The organism is Hartmannibacter diazotrophicus (genome assembly GCF_900231165.1).
GTDB classification, from domain to species: domain Bacteria; phylum Pseudomonadota; class Alphaproteobacteria; order Rhizobiales; family Pleomorphomonadaceae; genus Hartmannibacter; species Hartmannibacter diazotrophicus.
Genome location: NZ_LT960614.1, coordinates 4,938,582 through 4,963,047, shown reverse-complemented (window position 1 = coordinate 4,963,047; position 24,466 = coordinate 4,938,582). Strand labels below are relative to the sequence as shown.

18 protein-coding genes are annotated in these 24,466 nt (G+C 66.4%); 11 read left to right on the top strand and 7 right to left on the bottom strand.

Translation table 11 applies throughout. The features are described from left to right. Window positions 1-23: 23 nt before the first annotated feature. A complete protein-coding gene (locus tag HDIA_RS22910) occupies window positions 24-1,280 on the top strand; it encodes a Zn-dependent hydrolase (RefSeq protein ID WP_099558279.1) in 1,257 nt (418 codons plus the stop codon). 6 nt (window positions 1,281-1,286) lie between these two features. Here HDIA_RS22910 and HDIA_RS22905 read toward each other — a convergent pair whose 3' ends face one another. Then, the gene (locus tag HDIA_RS22905; RefSeq protein ID WP_099558277.1) at window positions 1,287-2,003 is read right to left on the bottom strand and encodes a FadR/GntR family transcriptional regulator; all 717 of its coding nucleotides are present in this window, start codon (window positions 2,001-2,003) and stop codon (window positions 1,287-1,289) included. Window positions 2,004-2,135: 132 nt separating this feature from the next. Here HDIA_RS22905 and HDIA_RS22900 point away from each other — a divergent pair, with 132 nt between their 5' ends. The 6 genes from HDIA_RS22900 to HDIA_RS22875 all read left to right on the top strand — a co-directional run bounded on the left by HDIA_RS22900 (window position 2,136) and on the right by HDIA_RS22875 (window position 8,367). Next, window positions 2,136-2,684 carry an ureidoglycolate lyase gene (locus HDIA_RS22900; protein ID WP_157775792.1) on the top strand — a complete coding sequence of 183 codons (549 nt, stop codon included), beginning with the start codon at window positions 2,136-2,138 and terminating at the stop codon, window positions 2,682-2,684. A 79-nt stretch (window positions 2,685-2,763) separates the two neighbouring features. Beyond that, a complete protein-coding gene (locus HDIA_RS22895) occupies window positions 2,764-4,374 on the top strand; it encodes an ABC transporter substrate-binding protein (protein ID WP_099558274.1) in 1,611 nt (536 codons plus the stop codon). Window positions 4,375-4,499: 125 nt separating this feature from the next. Next, window positions 4,500-5,453, top strand: coding sequence for an ABC transporter permease (locus tag HDIA_RS22890; RefSeq protein WP_099558272.1), 954 nt, complete (start codon window positions 4,500-4,502; stop codon window positions 5,451-5,453). 1 nt (window position 5,454) lies between these two features. Next, window positions 5,455-6,342 carry an ABC transporter permease gene (locus tag HDIA_RS22885; protein WP_099558270.1) on the top strand — a complete coding sequence of 296 codons (888 nt, stop codon included), beginning with the start codon at window positions 5,455-5,457 and terminating at the stop codon, window positions 6,340-6,342. Continuing rightward, a complete protein-coding gene (locus tag HDIA_RS22880) occupies window positions 6,329-7,399 on the top strand; it encodes an ABC transporter ATP-binding protein (RefSeq protein ID WP_099558269.1) in 1,071 nt (356 codons plus the stop codon). Before HDIA_RS22885 ends, HDIA_RS22880 begins: the two co-directional genes overlap by 14 nt. Further along, window positions 7,396-8,367, top strand: a complete 972-nt coding sequence (locus HDIA_RS22875; protein ID WP_099558267.1) for an ABC transporter ATP-binding protein — start codon at window positions 7,396-7,398, stop codon at window positions 8,365-8,367. The genes HDIA_RS22880 and HDIA_RS22875 overlap by 4 nt, the downstream gene beginning before the upstream one ends. Before the next feature lie 21 nt (window positions 8,368-8,388). On the opposite strand, the gene bcsN is transcribed toward HDIA_RS22875, so the two are convergent. Genes bcsN through bcsA form a run of 5 tightly spaced genes read right to left on the bottom strand, consistent with a single transcriptional unit; the run spans window position 8,389 to window position 16,948 of the window. Next, the gene (gene bcsN / locus HDIA_RS22870; protein ID WP_099558265.1) at window positions 8,389-9,360 is read right to left on the bottom strand and encodes a cellulose biosynthesis protein BcsN; all 972 of its coding nucleotides are present in this window, start codon (window positions 9,358-9,360) and stop codon (window positions 8,389-8,391) included. Between the two features lie 13 nt (window positions 9,361-9,373). Beyond that, the gene (locus HDIA_RS22865; RefSeq protein ID WP_099558263.1) at window positions 9,374-11,314 is read right to left on the bottom strand and encodes a hypothetical protein; all 1,941 of its coding nucleotides are present in this window, start codon (window positions 11,312-11,314) and stop codon (window positions 9,374-9,376) included. Then, window positions 11,305-12,411 carry a family 8 glycosyl hydrolase gene (locus tag HDIA_RS22860; RefSeq protein ID WP_099558261.1) on the bottom strand — a complete coding sequence of 369 codons (1,107 nt, stop codon included), beginning with the start codon at window positions 12,409-12,411 and terminating at the stop codon, window positions 11,305-11,307. Before HDIA_RS22860 ends, HDIA_RS22865 begins: the two co-directional genes overlap by 10 nt. Then, entirely contained in the window at window positions 12,408-14,693 is a 2,286-nt protein-coding gene (locus HDIA_RS22855) for a cellulose biosynthesis cyclic di-GMP-binding regulatory protein BcsB (RefSeq protein WP_099558259.1), read from the bottom strand. The genes HDIA_RS22860 and HDIA_RS22855 overlap by 4 nt, the downstream gene beginning before the upstream one ends. Before the next feature lie 11 nt (window positions 14,694-14,704). Beyond that, window positions 14,705-16,948 carry a UDP-forming cellulose synthase catalytic subunit gene (gene bcsA / locus HDIA_RS22850; RefSeq protein WP_157775791.1) on the bottom strand — a complete coding sequence of 748 codons (2,244 nt, stop codon included), beginning with the start codon at window positions 16,946-16,948 and terminating at the stop codon, window positions 14,705-14,707. A gap of 618 nt (window positions 16,949-17,566) precedes the next feature. Between bcsA and glgX the strand changes: the two genes are divergently transcribed. After that, on the top strand, window positions 17,567-19,711 hold the full coding sequence (glgX, locus tag HDIA_RS22845; protein ID WP_245884043.1) for a glycogen debranching protein GlgX: 2,145 nt from the start codon (window positions 17,567-17,569) through the stop codon (window positions 19,709-19,711). A 37-nt stretch (window positions 19,712-19,748) separates the two neighbouring features. Here the strand turns inward: glgX and HDIA_RS22840 are convergent, their stop codons facing one another. After that, on the bottom strand, window positions 19,749-20,486 hold the full coding sequence (locus HDIA_RS22840) for an SDR family NAD(P)-dependent oxidoreductase (protein ID WP_099558256.1): 738 nt from the start codon (window positions 20,484-20,486) through the stop codon (window positions 19,749-19,751). A 366-nt stretch (window positions 20,487-20,852) separates the two neighbouring features. Between HDIA_RS22840 and HDIA_RS22835 the strand changes: the two genes are divergently transcribed. From HDIA_RS22835 to HDIA_RS22825, 3 genes are all read left to right on the top strand, one after another. Next, a complete protein-coding gene (locus tag HDIA_RS22835) occupies window positions 20,853-21,809 on the top strand; it encodes a TAXI family TRAP transporter solute-binding subunit (RefSeq protein ID WP_099558254.1) in 957 nt (318 codons plus the stop codon). A gap of 106 nt (window positions 21,810-21,915) precedes the next feature. Then, window positions 21,916-24,012: a TRAP transporter permease gene (locus tag HDIA_RS22830; protein WP_099558252.1), complete on the top strand. Its 2,097-nt coding sequence runs from the start codon at window positions 21,916-21,918 to the stop codon at window positions 24,010-24,012. Beyond that, window positions 24,012-24,389: a DUF1850 domain-containing protein gene (locus HDIA_RS22825; protein WP_099558251.1), complete on the top strand. Its 378-nt coding sequence runs from the start codon at window positions 24,012-24,014 to the stop codon at window positions 24,387-24,389. Before HDIA_RS22830 ends, HDIA_RS22825 begins: the two co-directional genes overlap by 1 nt. Window positions 24,390-24,466 lie beyond the last annotated feature (77 nt).

Below are 24,466 nucleotides of genomic sequence, written 5' to 3'. Positions count from 1 at the left end.
TTCTAGACGTTCCGGAGACCGCGATGCCCACATCCCGACCCGAGATCGACCCCGAAAGACTCCGCGCGCTCCTTGCCGGGTTCAACGCCTTCGGTCGGAGCTCCGAGACCGGCGGATACGACCGGATCGGCTATTCGGCGGCGGACATGGCGGTGCGGGCGTGGTTCATGGCCGAGATGGAGCGCGACGGCCTCGGCGTCCGCATGGATGCGGTGGGCAACGTCTTCGGCCGCTATGGACCGGCCGAGGGTCCTGTCCTTCTTGTCGGCTCGCATCTCGATACCGTGCCCGACGGCGGCGCCTTCGATGGGGCGCTCGGGGTTGCGGTCGCGCTCGAATGCGTGCGGGCGATGAAGGCAGCGGGCTTTCAGCCTCGAACGGCGATCGAGGTGGTGGCTACGGCCGAGGAGGAAGGCCGCTTCGGCGGGATGCTCGGGTCGCAGGCGATTGCCGGCGTTGTGCCGCCCGGCTGGGTGGAGGCGGCGGCCGATGCCGATGGCGTCCGTCTTGTCGATGCGCTCAGAGGATGTGGGCTTGACCCGGCTCGCGTGCCGGCGGCGGCGAGATCGGCGCGGGACATTGTTGCCTTCCTCGAACTTCACATCGAGCAGGGACCGATCCTGGAGATGGAGGGAAGGCCGGTCGGTATCGTCACCGGCATTTCCGGCATGGGCTCGTTGGCGGTGTCGCTTGAAGGCGTTGCCAACCACTCGGGCACGACGCCGATGGACATGCGCTCCGATGCCTTCGCGGGGCTTGCCGAAATCGCCGCGGGTTTTCCGGCGCTGATCCGGGCGCACGGGACGGACCAGACGCGGCTCACCATCGGCAAGGTCGAACTCAAGCCGAATTTCATTCACACCATTCCGGGTCTTGCCGACTTCACGATCATCCTGCGCGACACGGACGAGGCGGTCATGCGGCTGATGGAGGAGGAACTCGGCGAACTCATTGCCGATGTCGCCGATAAACATCGCCTCAAGGCGCGGGTGGAGGTTCGCAGCTGGCTCTCGCCGGTGAGCCTCGATGCGGGTCTCAACCGGCTCCTTCACGACTGCGCCCGGGATCTCGGGCTCGATGCCCGCTCGATGCCGTCAGGCGCCGGGCATGACGCCCAGACGATGCAGGGGCTCTGTCCGTCGGCGCTGATCTTCGTGCCGAGCCGGGGCGGGATCAGCCACGCACCGCAGGAATGGACCGACGAGGAGGACTGCGTCACCGGCGCCCGGCTGATGCTGGAGGCGCTTGTTCGGTTGTCGGTCGAGACTCTGGCCGGCTGACGATCCTCAGATCTCGACGTTGCAGCGCTCCGCCGTTAACCGGATATGGGCTTCCATGGCAGCACTGGCGGCCGGTCCATCGCCCTTTTCCAGCGCCTCGACGATTGCCAGATGCTCCCGCGCGGTGTCGACGATGCTGTCGGCGATGACCATCGGCGCCCATTGGCTATCCTGCATCGCGGCCCGCATCTGCACATAGATGTCACGGAAGAGCCGGTTGTCGCAGGCTGAAAAGATGCGCCCGTGAAAGAGCGTGTCCTGCTCCGCGGCGGCAACGCGATCGCCGTCCGATGCGGCGGCTGCCAGCGCCTCGGCGTTCGCGCGCATGGCGGCCAGGTCCTCCGGCCCGAGATGGCCGGCTGCGGCACTGACGGCCGCCGGCTCCAGCATCGCGCGGAACTGATAGACCTCGCGCAGCGAATAGCTGTGGGCGAAGCGCGTTCCGGGGGCGATCGATCTCGGTTCGCTGACAAAGATGCCCCGGCCGATCTCGACGCGCACGATCCCGAGCGTTTCCAGCATCGAGACGCCCTCGCGGACCGAGGGCCGCGAAGCGCCGAGCATGGCGGCAAGGTCGCGTTGGGACGGCAATGCGGCGCCGGGCTCGAGATTCCGGTCGCGGATCATGGTCTGGATGGCCTCGGCGACGCGCGCCGGAACCGAGGCGGGCCCTGAACGGGTCGGCGCGAAGATGTCGGCCTCGTCGAGAATCCGATCTGTCATTCTTTTCACCAGCAGTGATTAAAAGTTCATCTTGCCTATCAATTGGGCTCATCCCTAGTCTGAACTGGTCAGACCGGTCAGTCCAGCCAAGCCTAGGGCCTTCGGTCGAAGTCCACAAGAACGGGGATTGCCGTGCGAGAGGATAACGAGGCGACGGCAGCGCATTCAGGCAGCATCGTCCTTGCCGTCCGCCCCATCGAGGCCGATGCCTTTCGACCCTACGGCGATGTCGTGCGCCGGGGTGAGCCGCAGAGCGCCAATGACGGCTTTGCGCTCAAGCGGGACGGACAGTTTCCGTTCGCCAGCGCGCACCTGCCCGGCCCCGAGGCGGCGACGTTGACGGTTTCCGCCTTTGCCGTCGAGGAGCGTCCCGAACCGGTGCTGATTGCCGGCGTCGAGCGCCACCCCCATTCCCCGCAGGCCTTCATGCCGCTCGACGAGGGCAAGGCCATGATCCTCGTCGCGTGCCCGCGCGAGGACGGCGGCATCGACGAGGGAACGCTGGCGGCCTTCGTGACCGAGCCCGGCGAGGGCTTCGTCTACAAACCCGGCATCTGGCATTCGGGCGTCACCGGCTACGGCGGGCCGGCCCGGTTCGTCGCCGTGCAATGGACCGGCAGCGATGCCGACTGCGTGACTCGCGATCTCGACCGGACGGTCCGGATCACCGTCACCTCATGAGCCACGCCTGCCGGCGGTTTCTCCCGCTGCCGGCCGGCAAAGACAGAACGACCGCACGAAAAGACAGAGAGGGACAGACATGAAACTGACATCCTTGCGAGCGGCCGCAATCGCCGCGATTTCCGTGCTGGCGCTCGCCGGCACCTCGGTGGGGGCGATCGCCGCCGGCACCTTGCGCATCGGCATGACGGCCGCCGACATTCCGCTGACCACCGGCCAGACCGACCAGGGCGGCGAAGGCATGCGCTTCATGGGCTATACGGTCTATGACTCGCTCATCGAGTGGGATCTGACCAGCGCCGACAAGCCGTCCGTGCTGATCCCCGGCCTTGCGACCTCCTGGTCGGTGGACGATGCCGACCACACCAAGTGGACCTTCAAGATCCGCGAGGGCGTGAAGTTCCATGACGGCAGTCCCTTCACGGCGCAGGACGTCGTGTGGAATTTCGAAAAGCTCCTGAACAAGGATGCCGAGCAGTACGACCCGCGCCAGTCGGCGCAGGGCAAGTCGCGCATCCCGGCGGTCGCCTCGTACAAGGCGATTGACGACTATACGCTCGAGATCACGACCAAGACGCCCGACGCGACGCTGCCCTATCAGCTCGCCTGGATCCTGATGTCCTCCAAGGCCAACTGGGAAGCCCATGGCAAGAGCTGGGAAGAGGTGGCGAAGGCTCCCTCCGGCACCGGCCCGTGGAAGCTCGAAAGCTTCACGCCGCATGAGCGCGCCGATATGGTGCCGAATGCGGACTACTGGGACGAAACCCGGGTGCCGAAGCTCGACAAGCTGGTGCTGATCCCCCTGCCCGAGCCGAACGCCCGTTCGGCCGCGCTTCTCTCCGGCCAGGTCGACTGGATCGAAGCCCCGGCTCCGGACACGATCCCGGCCATCCAGGGCGGCGGCTTCGTGATCACCTCGAATGCCTATCCGCATAACTGGACCTGGCACCTGTCGCGCCTCGAAGGTTCGCCGTGGAACGACATCCGCGTCCGCAAGGCCGCGAATCTCGCCATCGACCGCGAGGGGATGGGCGCGCTGCTCGGCGGCCTGATGATCCCGGCCAAGGGCTTCCTGCCGCCCTCCAGCCAGTGGTTCGGCCATCCGACCTTCGACGTCAAATACGACCTTGAAGCGGCTCAGGCGCTGATGAAGGAAGCCGGCTACGGTCCGGACAAGCACCTGAAGGTGAAGGCGCTGATCTCGCCGTCGGGCTCGGGCCAGATGCTGCCGCTGCCGATGAACGAGTATGTCCAGCAGTCGCTGGCGGAGGCCTATATCGACGTCGAGTTCATGGTCGTCGAGTGGAACCAGATGATCAACCTGTGGCGCGCGGGCGCCGCCGATCCGGCGGTCGAGGGCTCGCAGTCGATCAACTTCACCTACTTTATCCAGGATCCCTTCACGGCTCTCATCCGGCACCTGGACTGCAACCTGATCGCGCCGAACGGCACCAACTGGGGCCACTATTGCGACCCCGAGATGCAGGGACTGTTCGACAAGATCAAGACGACCTTCGACCCGGCCGAGCAGGACAAGGTGATCCAGCAGACGCATGAGAAGTTCGTCAACGACGCGCTCTTCCTGATGGTGACCCATGACGTCGCGCCGCGCGCCATGAGCCCGAAGGTGAAGGGCTTCGTCCAGGCCCAAAACTGGTACCAGAACTTCTCCGGCATCACGATCGAATAAGCCTTCTGGCTGCCACGGCCGCACCGCGCATCACGCGGGGCGGCCATTTTCCTTTCGGGCGCACCGTCCGCTGGCCCCGATGATGCAAGGCCACTGCGCCGATCCTCCGCCAAGGACCTCAACCGATGTTCGTCTATTTCCTGCGCCGGCTCGTCTACGTGATCCCCGTCGCCATCGGCGTCAGCATCATCTGCTTCCTGCTGGTGCATATCGCGCCGGGCGACCCGCTGACGGCGATCATGCCGGTCGACGCGACCCAGGAAGAGCAGATGGCGATGCGGTCCGCCTATGGCCTCGACAAGCCGTTGCCGGTGCAATACGCGATCTGGATCGGCAAGGCCGCGCAAGGAGATCTCGGCAAGTCCATTGCCACGGGGCGCCCGGTCGCCGGCGAGGTCATCCGGGCGGTCAAGAATTCGCTGCTGCTTGCCTTCGCCGCGAGCGTCATCGCCTTTCCGGTCGGCGTCTTCCTCGGCTTCCTCGCCGGCTATTACCGGGACACGCTGTTCGACCGCTTTGTCACGGGTCTTGCCATCACGGGCGTCTCGATCCCGAACTACTGGCTCGGCATCGTCATGGTCATCGTCTTTTCCGTCACGCTCGGCTGGCTGCCGGCGATGGGCGCCGGTCCCGGCGGCTCGACCGAGTGGGCCTGGGATTTCGAGCATCTGCGTTTCCTGGTGCTGCCGTCGGTCACGCTGGCGCTGGTGCCGATCGGCATCGTCGCCCGGACGATCCGCGCGCTCGTCGGCGACATCTTCTCGATGGATTTCGTGCAGGCGCTCTACGCCAAGGGGCTCACCCGCTTCGACGTGCTGCGCCATGTGCTGCGCAACGCCGCGCCGACGGCGATTTCCGTCATGGGTCTTCAGCTCGGCTACCTGCTCGGCGGCTCGATCCTGATCGAGACCGTGTTCAACTGGCCGGGATCGGGCTTCCTCTTGTCCAACGCCATCTTCCAGCGCGACCTGCCGCTGCTGCAGGGGACGATCCTCGTGCTCGCCCTCTTCTTCGTGACGCTCAATCTCCTCGTCGATGTCGCCCAGGCGGCCATCGACCCCCGGATCAAGAGGAGCTGAGATGGCCAGCACTGTCGATGCCGCCGACGTTGTCGAACCGGTGAACGCGGCGCCGGGCTACTGGTCCGGCGTCCTCAAGCGCTTCCTGAGAGATCCGGTGGCGGTGACCTGCACCGTCATCGTCCTCGCCCTGATCCTGGCCGCGATCTTCGCGCCCTATCTCGATCTCGCCGATCCCTACAAGGGCTCGATGATCAAGCGGCTGAAGCCGATCGGCACGCCCGGCTACCTGCTCGGCGCTGACGAGCAGGGCCGCGACATGCTGGCCCGGCTCATCTACGGCGGCCGGCTGACGCTCTTCATCGGGCTGATGCCGGTGGTCTTCGCCTTCTTCATCGGATCGGCGCTCGGCATCTTCGCCGGCTATGTCGGCGGCATCGTCAACACCGTGATCATGCGCACGGTCGATGTCTTCTTCGCCTTTCCCTCCGTGCTGCTGGCGATCGCGATCTCCGGCGCGCTGGGTGCGGGCATCACCAACACCCTCGTCTCGCTCACGGTCGTCTTCGTGCCGCCGCTCGCCCGTGTCGCCGAAAGCGTGACGGCCTCGGTCCGCTCGCTTGACTATATCGACGCGGCGCGCGCCAGCGGCGGTGGAGCGCTGACCATCGTGCGCGTCCATATCCTCGGCAACGTGCTCGGGCCGATCTTCGTCTATGCGACGAGCCTCACCAGCGTTTCGATGATCCTCGCGGCGGGCCTTTCCTTCCTCGGCATCGGCGTCAGCCCGCCCGAGCCGGAATGGGGGCTGATGCTCAACACCCTGCGTACGGCCATCTACGTCAATCCGCTCGTCGCGGCCCTGCCGGGCCTGATGATCTTCGTCACATCGCTCTGCCTCAACCTTCTGAGCGACGGCCTGAGGAGCGCCATGAATGTCCGTGACTGATCCTGCCAAAGCCGCCGTCCCGGATCGCGGCGGTCCGCGCCAGCCGCTGATCATCGCCAAGGACCTGCGCAAGCATTTCCCGGTCCGCTCCGGCCTCTTCGGGCGCCAGACCGCGACGGTCCACGCCGTCGATGGGGTTTCCTTCGAGGTGATGAAGGGCGAGACGCTCGGCATCGTCGGGGAATCGGGCTGCGGCAAATCGACGACGGCGCGCCTTCTCATCGGCCTCATCGATATCGACGAGGGCCAGATCATCTTCGACGGCGACATCCTCGGCCACGACATCTCGCTGAAGGAGCTGCGCCACGGCGTGCAGATGGTGTTCCAGGACAGCTACGCCTCGCTCAACCCGCGCCTCACCATCGAGGATTCCATCGCCTTCGGACCGATGGTGCAGAAGCTCGGCGATCCGCGCGGCCGGGCACGGGACCTGATGACGAAGGTCGGGCTCGATCCGGCTCGCTTCGCCCACCGATATCCGCATGAGCTGTCGGGCGGCCAGCGCCAGCGCGTCAACATCGCCCGGGCGCTCGCCATGTCGCCCCGGCTCGTCATCCTCGATGAGGCGGTCTCGGCGCTCGACAAGTCGGTCGAGGCGCAGGTGCTCAACCTCCTCAACGATCTTCGCGAGGAATTCGGCCTCACCTATGTCTTCATCTCGCACGACCTCAACGTCGTGCGCTTCATTTCCGACCGCATCCTGGTGATGTATCTCGGCGAGGTGGTCGAGGTCGGCCCGGCGGAGACCATCTATGCCCGGCAGGCGCATCCCTATACGGCGTCGCTCTTCGCCGCGATGCCGTCGATGGACCCGGACGCGCGGACGGAAGAGCCGCCCCTTGCCGGCGATCCGCCCAACCCGATCAACCCGCCTTCCGGCTGCCGCTTCCACACCCGCTGCAAGTTCGCCGAGGACGTCTGCGCGGCGACACGGCCGGCGCTGACGCCGCTTGGCGGAGAGGCCGGTCACTATGCCGCTTGCCACATGGAGATCGCCGGGTCGGGCCACAGTCACGCGGCGGTCGCGCATCCGCCGATGCGGGAGGCGCAGTCATGAGCGAGCCGCTGCTTTCCATCCGCGACCTGCATGTGACCTTCACCGGCGACCGCACGGTCCATGCCCTCAATGGCGTTTCGCTGGAGATGCGCCCGGGCGAGATGCTGGGACTGCTCGGGGAATCGGGTTCCGGCAAGTCGGTGACGCTGAAGACGCTGCTGCGGCTGCTTCCGGAACGGCGGACGAAACTGACCGGGGCGCTGGAGGTCGGCGGAACCGACATCAAGACGCTGTCCGGCAAGCGCCTTTCGGCCTATCGCGGCGGGACGGTGTCGATGGTGTTCCAGGAGCCGGCGCTTGCCCTCGATCCGGTCTACACCGTCGGCGACCAGATCGCCGAGACGGTGATGCGGCACAAGGGCATCGGCAAGCGCGAGGCGATGGACGTCGCGCTCGACATGCTGACGCGGGTGCGCATTCCCTCGCCGGAACGACGGCTCAAGGCCTATCCGCACGAGATGTCGGGCGGCATGCGGCAGCGGGCGATGATCGCGCTGGCGCTGTCCTGCCGGCCCTCGCTGCTGCTTGCCGACGAGCCGACGACGGCGCTCGACGCGACCGTGCAGATCCAGATCCTGCTGCTGTTGCGTGAGCTTCAGCGCGAGTTCGGCATGGGCGTCATCTTCGTCACCCACGACATCGGCGTCGCGGTGGAGGTGTCGGACCGGATCGCGGTGATGTATGCCGGCAGCATTGTGGAGACGGGCACGACGCGGCAGGTGATCAAGGACCCGCGCCACCCCTACACCAAGGGTCTGCTCGCAGCCAACCTGCATGGCGCGGTCAAGGGCGCGCGGCTCGATGCCATTCCGGGCTCGCCACCGGCGCTGGAGACAAAGCCGGACACCTGCTCCTTTGCGCCACGTTGTCCGCTGGCGGGGGCGGAGTGCCTTGCCGGCCTGCCGCCGAAGATCGACGTCGGCGATGCACACATGGTGGCCTGCGTGCGCCAGAGCGAATTTGCCTGACGCATACATTTTCGGTGATGGTTACATCGCCGACGGTGTCGGGATACGCGGACCGCTGTCGGCTTCGCTGACGGTCGATTTTGCCGCTGTGATGCCAGCATTTGCCGGGACGGTCGACGGGACAGCCGGGGCCGCGCCAGTCATCGATCCGACGGTCGGGATGACCGGGGTATCGGCGGCCACGGTCTTCCCGGCGGCAACCGGTGGCACGGAGGATTTGGCGGCGGCGCGAACCGGCGCGGGTTTCTTCCTCGTCACCGGCGTCTCGGTGACGGGATCGGCGCCGTAGCTTTCCGCCGGCGCTACGGTCGCAACGCCGAGGGCGCTTCCGGCCTCAGTCAGGGCATCGCCGCCCATCGGTCCGCTATAGGCGGTGAGCGGCACGGACAGACCACCGACCGAGAGGCGCAGACTCTTCATCCGATCAAGAAGATCGCTGGCGGCGATCTCGTCGCACATGCGCATGCGGATGCTGACCGGCTTCACCTTCTTCACGAGACTGAAGCCTTCGACCTCCATCGCCGACCGGTCGAACCACTGCCAGGCATAGACGCAGGCGGTGTTTCCCGTGGTTCCCTCTGCATAGCCGAAGGGACCGTAGGCGTTGGCGATCGGCGCGGTGCCGCGATGCCAGGCAAGGCCGGGAGCGGCGGAATTCAGTTCCCGCGCGATCATCGCTTCGGTCGGCGGATGACGCAGATCGGCGTTTGCGCCGTCCGGCCCCTCGATCTCCACGCTGAGGCTGTTCTCGCCGACGGCGGTGCCGCCGCCCGGATAAGCGGCGCGCTGCAGGCGCGATGTCGGAGAGCTTTCCTCGATCACGCGCATCGGCGTTCCCGCAGCGGCGGACAGGCTGGCCCAGGCCATCATCGGCTGGACCGACTGCCGGGTCGTGAGCGCCGCCGTGTCGCCGAGAGGATTGCTCGCCACACAGCCACCGAGGCTGCCGGCAAGGGCGAGGGCTGCAATGAGGCGCATGCGGTCGAAGGTCATGGCTTGCCTCTCGTCATTTCGTTAGTAGGGGACGGCGGACGGTCGCAAGGGCCGAACGCGTCTCGGGGGTCGAAAGCGTCTGGTCGAGGGCGACGAAGACCTTCGCCGCCTCACTCTTGCGGCCGAGATGCCAGAGCGACCAGCCACGCATCATCGCCAGATCCCGCGTTTCGCCGGCATGCTGCGGGCGGGCGTCCAGCAGGCGCAGGGCCTCCGTCCAGCGCTTGCCGTTGAAGGCGGCGACGGCCTGGTTGGAGAGAAGCGCCGTGCCGATCTCGTTGCGCCGCTTGCCGGTCATCTCGCCACTTGCGGCAACCTCGGCGGCGCCGCGCATCTCGCCAGCGGCCATCAGCGCCAGCGAGCGGCCATAGAGCGCGTCCTTGCGCACCTGCCCGCTGCCGCGCGCGGCGATGGCGAAAGCCGAAGCGGCCTCGTTCGGGCGCTGCATCTTCATCAGGCACCAGCCGTGCATGAGCGAGGCGTCGGCCGGCAGCGTGCCGGAGCGGGCAATGCGCTGGTCGGCGATGGCGATGCAGCCGCGATAGTCATGGCGCTCGAAGCGGGTGACAAGGGCATCGGTCCTCGCCTTGCCTCCTCCCGACTTTGACGACGGAGCAGCGATGGTGAGGTCAGCCAGATCGGCGAAATCGCCGAGCCATTTCGCCTTGGTCGCCTTGGCGCTCGCAAGGTCTCCGGTGCCGATTTCGGCAAGGATCAGGCCGCGCGCGCGGGCTTCGGAGGCTTCGGTGTCCTGCGCGAAGCGGAACCAGTCGGCCGCCGTGTTGTACTGGTGGAAATCGTAGGCGTACCAGCCGAGCGCTTCCGCGCCGGCGGCCGATTTCGTCTCGACAACGGATTTGGCGTAGTCGGCGAGTTCCGCGTCCGGCAGACGAGGACGGGGATCGCCTTCGAAACGCGCCGTGCCAAGGTCGACGTAGAGTTTGGCGAGCGCCTGAGACTTGTCGCGGCCATCGCGGGCGCGGGCCACGGCCTCGTCGCGGCGGCCGAGGGCATCGAGGGAGAGAACGATCCCTTCAGCGGTTTTTGCGAGATCCGTCTCGGAGGTGCCTTCGGCCTGACCGAGCGTTGCGGCGATCTCGAAGGCCTTGAGAGCGCCGGCATGGTCGCCTTCAAGCCGGCGGTACCAGCCAAGGAGCCCGGCATCGGCGCCCGGTCCATTCGCGAGCGTTCTGTCCGCGAAGCTTGCCAGCAGCGCGGGATCGGGCTTGGCGGCAGAGGCGTCCTTGAGGACAGCGGCAATGTCGGCACGGACGAAATCGATCTCCAGCCCGGCGAACTCGCCGGTGCCGTCCGGATTGGTCCGGCCAAGGGCGGTCAGCGGACGGGCGTCTGGGCCGAGAAGCGCGAGCGCCTTCTGCATGGTCGCAAGCCGCCCGGCGCTGTCGTCGCAGGTGGAGAGGAGCGTGTGATAGTCATCGAAGGCGGCGGATTTGCCTGCGACGGCAAAGTGCGCCTCGGCGAGCCGCCAGGCGACATCGAGGTCGGCGCAGCCGCCGAAATCCGGATGCGCTTCGGCCAGCGAGACCACCTTGGCGGCGTCTCCGGCGTTGCTCGCGGCGATGAGATCGCGGCGGTCGCGTTTGACCGCGATCTTGCTTGCAAGGTCGTTGGAAAGGGCGAAGGCGGGGTCCTGGGCCTTGAGATCGGCGAGGGCCTTGTCGAAGCCGTCGAGATCGTCGGCGGCATAGAGCGTCCAGAGGCCTGCTTCCGGCCCCGGCCCGTCGAGCGCGCCGATGTCCGCCGGCGGCGTCCATTCGGGATAGAGCGTCTGAAGGCGCTTCAGTTCGGCCTCGTAGCGGTCGATCTCGTTGTGGGCGGCGTAATAGCGCAAGGCGCTGGTGTCGACCTTGACGGGCTCGGCGGCGATTGCGGAGAGACAAGTTCCGCCGATGAGCGCCGCGACGGCGACAAGGCGTGCGGATTTCAGAAGCATTCCGGATACCTCAGCTGGGCCCCGACATAGGCGAGCAACCGCAGGGTCGCGGGGTAGTAGGGTTCTTCCTCGAAGCGGGTCAGGTCCGCCGGGTAGGCCTCGCCGCGCAGCGCGCAGCGAACCAGCGACGGCACGGCGCGGTATCCCGAGGAGCCGAAGGGCTGCGAGCGCGTGCTGCGGCCAAGCAGATCGACGACCGACGGATCAACACGGTTCGATGGCCAGAGCGTATCGAAGGGGGCAAGATCGGCCCGGTTGCCGCCGAAGGCGCCGAAGCCGGCCATCGCTAGGTAGAGCGGGACGCGGACGGCGTTGTAGCCGAAGACCGGGTCGAAGCCGTTGGCGGGGCGCATGCGCTTGCCGCCGAGGGCGGTCCACTCGGCCGGCAGGTCGTTGGCGCCGAAGCGGGCCTTGCGGATCAGCGAATGGCCGGAGGCCGCGAGCCGCTGCCAGTCGTATTCGGGCACCATCTCGGCAAGGCGCGGGAAGGCCGGGAAGACCCAGTAGGAGAGATTGACGACGGGGCCGTCGGGGCGGTCCTTGGCCGTGAAACCGCTCACGGCGGGCAGGAGCAGCGGACCGTCCTCGCCCTCGACGATCGCATGACGGATCACCGCGCGGGCGATGGCCGCGCCGGCCAGCAGATCGGCGTTGCGCTCCCAGCGGGCATGGGCCGCGCCAAGGGCCCAGGCAATCAGAAGGTCGCCGTCGGTCGCGTTGTTCGGATCGGAAATCGGATTGCCCTCGCGCGGGTCGTAGCGCCAGGCGAAGAGGCCGTCGCCGCGGACGCCGAGGGTCGTCTTCGTCCAGTGCCAGAGCCGGTCGAAGGTGGCCCGGTCGTCGGCGAAGGCGGCGAGCAGCATGCCGTAGCCCTGGCCTTCGGTGTGGCTGATGTCGCCGTTGCTGTCGTCGAGAACGCGGCCTTCCTCGGTGACGAAGCGTCCGCGCCACTGCTGCCACAGCGCGTCGTCGAGACGCGGAACGGGGAGCGTTTCCTGGCTTCCCGATGCCTGGCCGATGCCGCTGGCAAAGAAGCCGCCGGTGGCCGCCATCATCAGGAGGGCCGATGCACTGACCATGAACTGGCGCCGGGTCATCGGGTCTCCTCCCGTCCCTTGCGCAGCACGGCCGCGGTGAGGCCGCCGAAGGCGAGCACGCAGGCAACCACCATCAGGGCGTAGATCACCGGGTTGAGCGAGAACCACGCGGCCGCGACGAGGCGCATGTTGCCGGGTGTCGTGTCGGCCAGCGCCTGGAGGCGGGCATGCCGGCTCTCGATGATCTTCACACCGTCCTCGCCGAGGAGAACGGCGCGGCCGCCGATCTGCTGCCAATTGGCGGGCTTGACGAGGTCGCGGACGCCGTTGGCGAGATCGGACGGCGTGGGGGCCGTCACGACCGTGAGGGGCGCCTGCAAGCCGGCGGGGGCGGCCTGTGCGAGGACAAGACGCGTCCGGGCGTCCACCGACAGCGGCTCGTCGGTGCGGCCAAGTCCGCTCCACTCGGCGAGTTGGGTCAGGTAGCTCTTCGACGCGTCGACGAAGGAGTCCAGGCGATTGCCGGCGCCGGCACCAACGCTGCCGCGCCAGTCCTTCAGCATCTGCGTTCCGTCGGAAATATCGGCGGCAGGGGACGGCTGGCCGATGTCCGGCTGGACGCCGGCGCTGACGGGCGCCTGCGTGAAGGCATCGTCGAAGCGTCGCGACAGGGTATTGGATTCCTGTCCGAGCATGGCGAGGGAGCGATGGCCGAGGCCGACCAGATCGGCTGCCCGGGCGTCGAGGCGACCGGCATCGCCGATGAGGATGCCGCCGCGGCGGTCGTTCGGGTCATAGCCGGACAGCACCAGCTTCGGGACTTCGGGCGCTGCCAGCGCCATGGCGGTGAAGAAGGTCGCTGCGGCGGACAGGGTGTTGGCGTCGGCGGAGGTGACGGCAAGGTGGACCGCTTCGCCCGGCCCGGTACGGCCTTCGGCGATCGTTCCGGAAAGATCGGGCAGGCGCTCAAGATGGGCGAGCTTCGGCACGCGGATGGACGTCGCGTCGACGAAGAGCAGGCGCGGATTGCCGGAAATCTGTGTGTCGGGGCTACAAGCCTGATCCGAGACCTGAGGCAGGCTCGCTTCCAGATCGATGTGGTTGAGGCCGGGACGGAAGGCGGAGAGCGGCAATTCGATCGGCCGCCCCTCGAAGAGTTCGCCGCCGTCGCGGCCGAAGGGCAGGGTGGCGACGCGCTTGCCGTTGACCCGGATGCCGAGGCCGCTGTCCGAGCCGAGACCGGGCGCATAGGCGGCCACGAGCGACAGCCGCACGCTGGCATAGTCGGCGATCATCGTGTCGTCGGGCAGGGCGATGTCCACCCCGCGCTGAAAGAGGCGGCCGGAGAAGCGCGAGCTGCTGACGCCGAGGCGGGCGAAGGTGACCTCGGCATCCTCGACCTCGGGAACTTTGCCGGGGCGCGGACCGAGGGCCCTGGCGGCGGCCTCCAGTTCGGCCTCGGTGCGGGCTTGCTGGCGGAAGTCACCGGCCGCAATGACGAGCGAGGCGGACGGAGCGGCATCGCTGGCCGACAACTGCACGGAATTGGCGGCGGCCTCGACGATCTCGCCGGAGATGCCAAGGCGAGCAAGGTCCTCGGATGAGCCGTAGTAAAGGTCGAGGCCGCGGGAGGCATCGGCCGTATCGGTCGCGAGGGTGACGGCTGCGGACGTTGCGCCGGCAGCCTTTGCGGTCAGCGCCGCGATCCGGAAGGCGTTGCTGAGGCTGACGGCGTCACGGGCTAGCGTGTGGAGGCGGATGGCCATCGTCCCATCGGCGTTGCGACCGACATAGGGAAGCGCCGGAAGCCCGCTGGGCATCGGTGCGCCGAAACGCAGGCCGCTCGCCGCCGGATCGATCCGGGTCCAGAGTTCGTAGGTGCCTTCGACCGAGCAGTCGACGCGGTGCCGCTGGCTCGTCTCGAGCGTCAGCGTGTTCCAGCCCGCATGCAGCATGGCGGCCGGCAGCGCGACCTTTTGTGCCGCCGCTTCGGGGCCGCCGAGCGGCAGTGTCTCGACCGATCGGCCGTTCAGCGTGATCCCGAGACGCGAGGCCTCGGGCATGACCGCAACCGAGCTTTCCAGCTTCAGGACGAGGTCGCCGCCGCTGCGGGCCTCGGCGTCTGAAAGGAAGACCGGATAGGTGACGATGGCGCTTTCGCCGTCGAATTCCAGTCCGTCGCGCATTGCCGGCAGCGGGCGGAGCGGCGCGGCGATGCTGGCGATCGACGCGAAAGCCTCGGCCGAAGCGGCGGTCTGCGCCATCGCGAGGCCCGATGCCATTGATAGGGCCAGCATTGCCGGCGAGCCGATCAGGAGGGTCTTGAAGGTCTCAATAGACATGGCGGATGCCCTCACGAGTTCTGTTCGGTGGGAACGCGGACGACGACAGGCTGCGCGGCCATAGTCTCCCGGACCGGTTCGGACCGGGCCAGTTCGGACCGGAGCGGGGCGGCCTTGCCGTGCCGGCCGGCGAGGGAAAGCCCGCGCATGATGTAGGCCATGCTCCAGCCGAGGAAGCGCATGCTGCCCCGGACGATGCCCATCGACGTGCGGCGGCCGTCGCGGAACTCTTCCAGCGGCCGGCTGTCGGCGTACATGAGGTCGGCAATGGTGCGATACTGGGCGAGCGACAGGTCGACGAATTCGAGGCCGAGGCTGAGGCCGCGCTCGTCGGAGATGTTGCGGCGGACGGCGACGTTGAGGGTCTGGATTGTGCCGCCCGGGTCGTTGCGGCGGATGGCCAGCGTTCCGGTCCGGCTTCCCGCCCGGTTGAAGCGGGGCCGGGCGCCGAGCGGCCGCACGCGGACACCGCCGGAGGAAACGTCCTCGACGAGGACCTGGAAGGCGTTGCCGTCGAGTTCCATGACGCCCTTGCGGGCGACCGCGAGGCGCTGGCTGCGGCGGCGTTCGGCGCGCTCGGAGACGGCACCCAGCGACAGGCCGGCGATGATCAGGTTGAGGCCGTTCCAAAGGCCCACGACCGCGAGCATGTCGCGCGAGGCTGGCTCGTTCCACCAGCGCAGGGCATCGACGCCCGCCGCCGTCAGCAGCATGCCGAAGATGACGAAATACGGCAGGGCGATCTCGGACAGCTGGTCGCGGTCGATGGTGACGCCCTTGGCGGTGACGTTGAAGGTCGGCTTGCGCGGGTTGAGGAAGACCTTGGCGATCGCCTGGATCAGGTAGACCGACTGGACGTATTCGTAGAGCTCCGACATCCATGGCCAGCGGACGCGGCCGAAGAGATAGTTCTGGAGCATCATGTTGGCGACCATGTAGACGGTCGTGTAGGCGAAAAACTCCTGCAGGCTCGCCTGATAGATTTCCATGGAGAAGAAGATGTGCAGGAGCGGGGCGAAGACGAAGGTCAGCCGCGTCAGCGAGAAGAGCCAGAAGAGGCTGGAGGACAGGTAGCAGACGCGCTGGGCAAAGCTCAGGCCCTTGCGGAAGACCGGGTTCTTCAGCAGCAGGATCTGCATCATGCCCTGGCACCAGCGCGAGCGCTGGCCGATGAAGGAGGAGAAGGTCTCCGGCTGCAGGCCGGCGATCAGGGGCGTGTCGATATAGCGGCTGTTCCAGCCGCGGCTGTGCAGCGTCAGCGCCGTCTCGCAATCCTCGGTGATCGTGACGCCGTCGAAGCCGCCTGCCTCCTCCAGTGCCGTGCGACGCAGGAGGGCCGCCGATCCGCAGAAGAAGGCCGCGTTCCAGCGATCGAGACCCTTCTGGATCACGCCATAGAACATTTCGTTCTCGGACGGCATCGACTTGAAGAGCGAAAGGTTCTTCTCGATCGGGTCCGGGTTGAGGAAGAAGTGCGGCGTCTGCACCAGGAAGAGGCGCGGGTCCTCGAGGAAGTGGCCGACGGTCTTCTTCAGGAAGCTGCGGACGGGCGCGTGGTCGGCGTCGAAGACCGCGACGAGGTCGCCGTGGGTGCGCGGCAGGGCGGCGTTCATGTTGCCGGCCTTGGCGGAAACATTGCGCGCACGGGTCATGTAGACCGCGCCGAGACCCTCGCAGAGTTGCGTCAGTTCGCGGCGCCGCTCGATGGCCGCATGGGCGGCGACCGGGTCTTCTGAATTGCACTTCTGGTCGGAGCCGCCGTCGTCGAGCAGGTAGACCGTGAGGTGGCCGGCCGGATAGTCCATGGCGACGGCCGCGGCGACGGTGGTCGCCAGAAGTTCGGGGTCTTCGTTGTAGGTCGGGATGAAGACGTCGACGGTCGGCAGGTCATGGTCGTTGTCGTCGACGACGACCGCGGGGCGGTCCTTCGGGTCGGCAACGACGAAGAGGCTGATGAAGAGCATCAGCACCGAGAACATCTCGACGCCGTAGAGCAGTGCGCCGGGGATGAAGTTCACCAGGTCGCCCGGGTCGGGCAGGGTCGACGTTGTGCGCCAGTAGACGTAACGGCAGACAACGGCGAGCGCGAGCATGATGACCACGGTCCGCGTCGTGCCGCGCCGGCCCGTCAGCCAGAGCCCGAGCATTGCCGCGATGAGCGTCACGCCGACGATGACCTGCCCTTCGCTGCCGATGGGCTGGGCAACCAGGAACAGGAACATCGACGCTGCTGCAAACCAGGCGAACTTGAGCATGGCAGACATCTTCTCTTGGCAATGAAATTCGCGACTCCGACGGGTTGCCGGGGCGAGAGCAATCAAAGCCATGCCATGGTTCACAAGCTGCAAATTTGCCGAAAATTTTAGACGACATTTGCGGCAATGGTAAACGGAATCGGACTCTCGATCCCTTGATTTCCTTGGAGTTACGGATCAGAAATCTTTCCGGTGCCAAATTTTGCGACCGCCTTGAGATTTTGTTAACCATGATCGATCCGGTCGCATGGCTGCCTCCTTCAGCCATGCGATTTCAGATATTCGCCTTCGTCAGCCATGCGCATTCGTCGCGGCTTATTCTCGCCGGTGCCATGCGATAGTCGGTGACGGGCCGTCGTGCCTTTCCCCGGCACGGGGCATGTTGCAGTGCGTCATCATGCAGCCATCATCCGGTGAGACGGTCCGATGAGGCCACTTGGCCCGTCTCGTGATGCGTTGCTGTAGCAGCGGTTCGCAATGCGGTATGAATGCCGATGAACGGGTCCACGGAAAGACCGAGTTCCGTTCTTCAAGGCACCCGCTTCGCCGACCGATCGTCGTGAACACCGCGAGGACCGCCTCTGATGGCCGTCCGGGTGTCGTTGATGCGGGGGCACCATGAACAAGCATCTGGCAATCGATATGCCGCCGGCGAAAAAGGACGGATCGCCTTTCGCCGTTGCCGGCAGGCGGCGCGTCGAGGCGGGCAGCCCCTATCCGCTCGGGGCGACGCCTGATCGGACGGGCACCAATTTCGCCCTTTTTTCCGACAATGCCGAAGCGGTGACGCTCTGTCTCTTTTCCGATGACGGCAGCCGCGAGAGCGAACGGATCGCCCTCAGCGAATGCACCAACGGCGTCTGGCACTGCCACCTGCCTGGCGTCGGGCGCGGCCAGGTCTACGGCTGGCGCGTGACGGGGCCGTGGGCGCCGAGGGACGGTCATCGTTTCAACGACGCCAAGCTGCTCATCGATCCCTACGCCCGCAGCCTGGTCGGCCCCCTCGTCTGGGACGATGCGGTCCACGGCTACCGGATCGGCGAGGGCAAGGATGCCGACCTGATCATGGACGAGCGCGACAGCGCCCCTTTCGTGCCGAAAGCCCGTGTGCATCCGACGATGCCCTTGATCCATACGCCGCATCCGCGCACGCCCTGGCCGAAGACGGTGATCTACGAGGCGCACGCGCGGGGCCTCACGATGCGCCATCCGCTGGTCCCGGAGGATGTGAGGGGCACCTTCGCAGCCCTTGCCGCGCCCGATGTCATCGATCACTTCGTGCGGCTCGGCATCTCGGCGGTCGAACTGATGCCGATCCATGCCTTCACGCAGGACCGCCATCTGGTGCAGCGCGGCCTTTCCAACTACTGGGGCTACAACACGCTCGCCTTCTTCGCTCCCGAGGCCCGCTATCTCGGGCCGGGCGGCCTGGAAGACATCGCCATGGCCGTCGACCGCCTGCACCAGGCCGGGATCGAGGTCCTTCTCGATGTCGTCTACAACCACACCGCCGAGGGCAATCACCTCGGACCGACGCTCTCCTTCCGCGGTATCGACAATGCCTCCTACTACAGGCTGATGCCGGGCGACCGGCGCCACTACGACAATCTCACCGGCTGCGGCAACGCCCTCAACACCGACCATCCGAAGGTGTTGCAGATGATCCTCGACTCGCTTCGCATGTGGGCGACGATCTATGGCATCGACGGCTTCCGCTTCGATCTGGCGGTGACGCTCGGCCGCCGGCCGTCGGGCTTCGATCCCGGGCATGCCTTCTTCAATGCCATCCTGCAGGATCCGGTGCTCTCGCGGCTGAAGCTCATCGCCGAGCCATGGGATGTGGGACCCGGCGGCTATCAACTCGGCGCCTTCCCGCCGGGCTTTTCGGAGTGGAACGGCGACTACCGCGACGTGGTGCGCGAGTTCTGGTGCGGCCACGAGGGCGTGCTGCCGCATTTCGCCCGTCGCTTCGCCGCCTCGACCGATCTCTTCGGCGAGGGCCACAGGCGACCATGGTCGAGCGTGAATTTCGTCACCGCCCATGACGGTTTCACGCTCAACGACCTCGTCTCCTACAATCACAAGCACAACGAGGCCAACGGCGAGGACAATCGCGATGGCCACGACGACAACAAGAGCTGGAACTGCGGCGTCGAGGGCGAGACCGACGACGAGGCCGTGCTCGAGTTGCGGCGGCGCCAGAAGCGCAATCTGTTCGCCACCCTGCTGCTCTCGCAGGGTGTGCCGATGCTGCTCGCGGGCGACGAGGCCGGCAACAGCCAGGGCGGCAACAACAATGCCTATTGCCAGGACAACGAGATCGGCTGGATCGACTGGGAGCACTCCGATCCCGAACTGGTCGATTTCGTCGCCCGCATGATCGAACTCAGGCGGTCACGGTCCTCACTTTCCCATGCGGAGTTTCTGTCCGGCGCGCGCAATCACCTCGGCCAGCCGGACGTCACCTGGTATTCCGCCTCGGGCGAGCGGATGATGCCGGAGGAATGGAACCGGCCGCATGTGAAATGCCTCACCGTGCGGCTCGCGCCGGCCGAGGCGGGGGAGCCCGATCTCCTGATCCTGCTCAACGCCTCTCACCACGACGTCGACTTCGTGGTTCCAAGCGACGATCGGGCGCTCTGGCAGGTCGTGATCGATACGGCGCTGAAGCAGCATCCGGAGCCGGAACACGAGTCAGGCGCCCATCTTGCGGTTTCAGCCCGGTCGCTGATGGTTTGCGAGCGGGTCATGCCGTCGACTTAGCCGGCAGAGCAGCATCATTCGCGGGCCGACCTCAAGATCAGTAGGTCGCGCGGCCGCCGGAGGCGTCGAGCACCTGACCGGTTATGAAGGAGGATTCCTCGCTGGCGGCAAAGGCAACGATGGCGGCAATTTCCTCCACGGTGCCGAAGCGGCCCATCGGGATCTTCGAGAGCATGAAGTCGATATGGCTTTGCGGCAATTGGTCGAAGATCGGCGTGCGCACCGCGGCGGGCGTGACCGCGTTGACCGTGATGTTCTTCGTCGCCAGTTCCTTGCCGAGCGACTTGGTGAAGCCGATCACCGCTGCCTTGGAGGCCGAATAGGCCGAGGCGTTGGGGTTGCCCTCCTTGCCGGCGATCGAGGCGATGTTGACGATCCGGCCATAGCCGCTCTCGAGCATCGCCGGCAGAACCGCCTTGTTGCAGTGGACGAGGCCGAAGAGGTTCACGTCGAAGACCTGACGAAAACCGTTCATGGGAAATTCGGTGACGGGGACGGTCGGGCCGGTGATGCCTGCGCTCGCCACGAGAATGTCGATGCCGCCAAACGCCTTTTTCGTCTCATCAGCGGCCCGCCCGACGTCTTCGAGGCTGGTGATGTCGACGGGAACAGCAAGGCCGCCAAGCTTTTCGGCCGCCGTCTTCGCCGCGTCGGCATTCATGTCCCAGATCGCAACGCGCGCGCCCTCCTGTGCAAGCCGCATGGCGCAGGCGAGCCCGATGCCGGAGGCTCCACCCGTGACGATGGCGCGTCGGCCCTTGAAGCGTTTCTGCATGAACGGTCTCCCCCTGTTTTCGTTGCGGCGCGGCACGGACGATGCCTGCCGGCTTTTTTCGCGATGCCCGATCCGGTCGCCGTTCGGGCAACAGGTCTTGATACCATACCAGTGAAGATTTGCCACTGTCCTGTCCGCGATATGCGGAGGGGGTTGCCGCCTCCGCACGTGCGGTCCGTCCTGCGAATACCCCGGTCCGGGCGCCGGCCGCACGGAAATTGCTGAAGAATTCGTCATGCCGCCTTCATTTTTGTGGCGACCTCGCTCCTTGTTTTCACTAGGCTTGCTGCATGCCGGTCAACAAGCCCGGAGACGGGACTGTCTGGCCGGCCAAAGGCAAATCAAAAGAAACGCCGGAGGAAACCCATGAAGCGATCCGTGATGCGTGCTGTCGCCAGCACCGCCGTTGCCGCCTGTCTCGCCGTCTCCGCCCTTCCCGCCAAGGCCGAGGAGTTCATCAACGTCCTCACGGGCGGCACCTCGGGTGTCTACTATCCGCTGGGCGTGGCCCTTTCGAAGATCTACGGCGAGAAGATGGAGGGCGTGCGCACGCAGGTGCAGTCCACCAAGGCCTCGGTCGAAAACCTCAACCTCCTGCAGCAGGGACGCGGCGAGATCGCCTTCGCGCTCGGGGATTCGGTCAAGCTCGCCTGGGACGGCGATGCGGAGGCCGGCTTCAAGGCGCCGCTCGACAAGCTGCGCGGGATCGCGGCGATCTATCCGAACTTTATCCAGATCATGGCCACCAAGGATTCGGGTATCACCGACCTTGCCGGCCTGAAGGGCAAGAGCCTTTCCGTCGGCGCGCCGAAATCCGGCACCGAACTCAACGCCCGGAAGCTCCTGGCCGCCGCGGGGATGAGCTACGACGATCTCGGCAAGACCGAATACCTGCCCTTCTCCGAATCCGTCGAACTCATCAAGAACCGCGAGCTCGACGCGACGCTGCAGTCGGCGGGCCTCGGCGTTGCCTCCTTCAAGGATCTGTCCGCCTCGGTTCCCGTGACGATGGTGGCGGTGCCTGCGAGCGTCGCCGAGACGCTCGGTGCGCCCTATATCGCCGGGACGGTTCCCGCCGGCACCTATGAGGGCCAGGACAAGGACGTGCCGACGGTCGCCGTCGTCAACTTCCTCGTCACCCACTCGGAAGTCTCCGACGAGACGGCCTACCAGATGACCAAGCTGCTGTTCGAAAACCTGCCGGAAATGGTGGCGGCCCATAAGGCGGCCGGTGCCATTAAGCTGGAAAGCGCGCTCAAGGGCATGCCGGTGCCGCTGCATCCGGGTGCTGAGCGCTACTACAAGGAACAGGGACTGCTCTGAGGTCCGGGCCAGCCCGTGACCTTTCCTGAGGCGCCATGGTCGGCTTTTGCCGACCATGGCTTTCCTTGATGCATGCGGCTTGCGTGCAATTTCATCAGGCATTTCCATGTCCGACACACGAGATCCCGCAGCGTCTGCCCACGGCGATGGCTTCCCGGCGGGACGGGAAGGCCGGCTGCTCTTTCTGATCGCGCTCGCCTTTTCCACGTTCCAGATCGCGTCGGCCGCCCATGTCCTCGACCTGCCGAGCCAACTGGTGCGGGCGATCCACGTCGGCTTTGCCGTCGGCCTCACCTTTCCGCTGGTCGCCGCCCATTCCGGGGCCGGCAAATCGGGCCGCGGTGTCGCGTGGGCTCTCTCGCTGCTGGCGGCCGGTGTCGCCGCTTATCAGTGCGTCGAATATTCGGCGCTGATCTTCCGGGCCGGCGATCCGCTGCCGCGCGACATAGCGGTCGGCATCGTTTCGCTGGCGGTGCTCTTCCTGACGGCCTGGCGGATGATGGGGGCCGCCCTGCCGATCATCTCGGGCGTCTTCCTCGGCTATTGCCTGTTCGGCCAGTATCTGCCCTCGCCGCTCAACCATCGCGGCTATGCGCTGAGCCAGGTCATCGACCACATGGCCTTCGGCACCGAGGGCATTTACGGCATCCCGACCTTCGTGTCGTCGACCTACATCTTCCTCTTCATCCTCTTCGGCGCCTTTCTTGAAAAGGCCGGGATGATCACCTTCTTCACCGACATCTCGCTGAGCCTCGTCGGCCACAAGCGGGGAGGGGCCGCCAAGGTCGCGATCCTCACCTCCGGCTTCATGGGCACGATCTCCGGTTCGGGCGTTGCCAATGTGGTCACCACGGGCCAGTTCACCATCCCGCTGATGAAGCGTTTCGGCTACCGGCCGGCCTTTGCCGGCGGCGTAGAGGCGACCTCGTCGATGGGCGGCCAGATCATGCCGCCGGTGATGGGGGCCGTCGCCTTCATCATGGCCGAAACGCTCGGCGTCGAATATCACGAGGTGGTCAAGGCAGCGATCATTCCGGCGCTGCTCTATTTCGTCTCCGCCTTCTGGATGGTGCATCTGGAAGCCGGCAAATACCGGCTTCTCGGTCTGCCGAAGGACGAGCTTCCCTCGGCCATGCGGGCGCTCAGGCGGCAATGGTATCTGGTGTTGCCGCTCGCCGCCCTCGTCTACCTGCTCTTCTCCGGCTATACGCCGCTCTTTGCCGGCACTGTCGGCCTTGCCTTCACCGTCTTCCTCATCCTCGGGGGAACGATTGCGCTCGGTCTGCCGTCGACCGTTCTGCGCGTCGTCTTCTGGCTCGGCCTCGGGCTGGTCGCCTCGGCCTTCTTCCGCTTCGGCATGGAGGTGATCCTCATCGGTCTTGCCGTGCTCATCGCCGTCAACGCACTGACCAGGGGTGGGCGCGAGACACTGGCCATCTGCAGGGATTCCCTTGCCGAAGGGGCGAGGACCGCGCTGCCCGTGGCGGTCGCCTGCGCGCTCGTCGGCATCATCATCGGCACCATGACGCTGACCGGGGCGGCCAACACCTTCGGCCAGTTCATTGTCTCGGTTGGCTCCACCAGCCTCTTCCTGTCGCTGGTGCTGACGATGATCACCTGCATCGTGCTCGGCATGGGCATTCCGACAATCCCGAATTACATCATCACGTCGTCGATCGCCGGCCCGGCCCTGCTCTCGCTCGGCGTGCCGCTGATCGTTTCCCACATGTTCGTCTTCTATTTCGGCATTCTGGCCGACCTGACGCCGCCCGTCGCTCTCGCCTGTTTCGCGGCGGCGCCGATCGCTCGGGAAAGCGGGCTCAAGATCGCGATGGAGGCGGTGAAGGTCGCGGCGGCGGGTTTCGTCATCCCCTTCATGGCGGTCTATACGCCCGCGCTCATGCTGCAAGACGGCGGGCCGCTCGCCGCGGAGATCGGCTATCCGGCGGCCGTCGCCTATATCGTCGTCAAGGCGCTGCTGGCTATCGGTCTCTGGGGTGCGGCGGTCATCGGCTATCTCGGCGGACCACTGCCGGTCCTGATCCGGCTCTTCTGCGCGGCGACGGCCTTCATGCTGGTCGCGGCCCTGCCGCTCACCGACGAGATCGGATTCGCGATGGTGCTGCTGGTCGGCGTTCTGATCCGCCTCAACATGCGCCGTCACGCCAGCGGCGGGGTCCTTGGCAATCCGGACGGCGCCTGATGGCGCTCGGCCTGTGCATCGTCGCGGCGGGAAAGACGACGGTCGTCGCGGCGAGCCTCTTCACGCTCTCCTGGGTCCACTCGGTCGAGCGGATCGAATGGCGCGAGACCTATGCCGTGAGCGAGGCGGGTCTGGTGCTGCGTGAGGCGCGGGTCAAGGGTTCGGGCGCCGGAATGGAGCCCGGCGAGGATGCGAGGCTCGTCGGCGACTGGTGGGTCTGGCAGCCGAAGCGGCCGCCCATCCCCGAACTCGATCTGGCCGCCTCCGGCGCAACCGTCTCGGCCTGGACACTTTGCTCGAAGGCGGGGTGCATGGAGCTCGGCGCATCGGCCGAGGCGCCGATTTCCCTGAAGCCTTGCCCCGCCGAAGTACCCTGAACAGGCGCTGTGAAGGAATGACGGCGAACGAGCCAGCGGTGATGGTCGCCGGCTCCTTGCTGTTCTGTTCTGTGCTG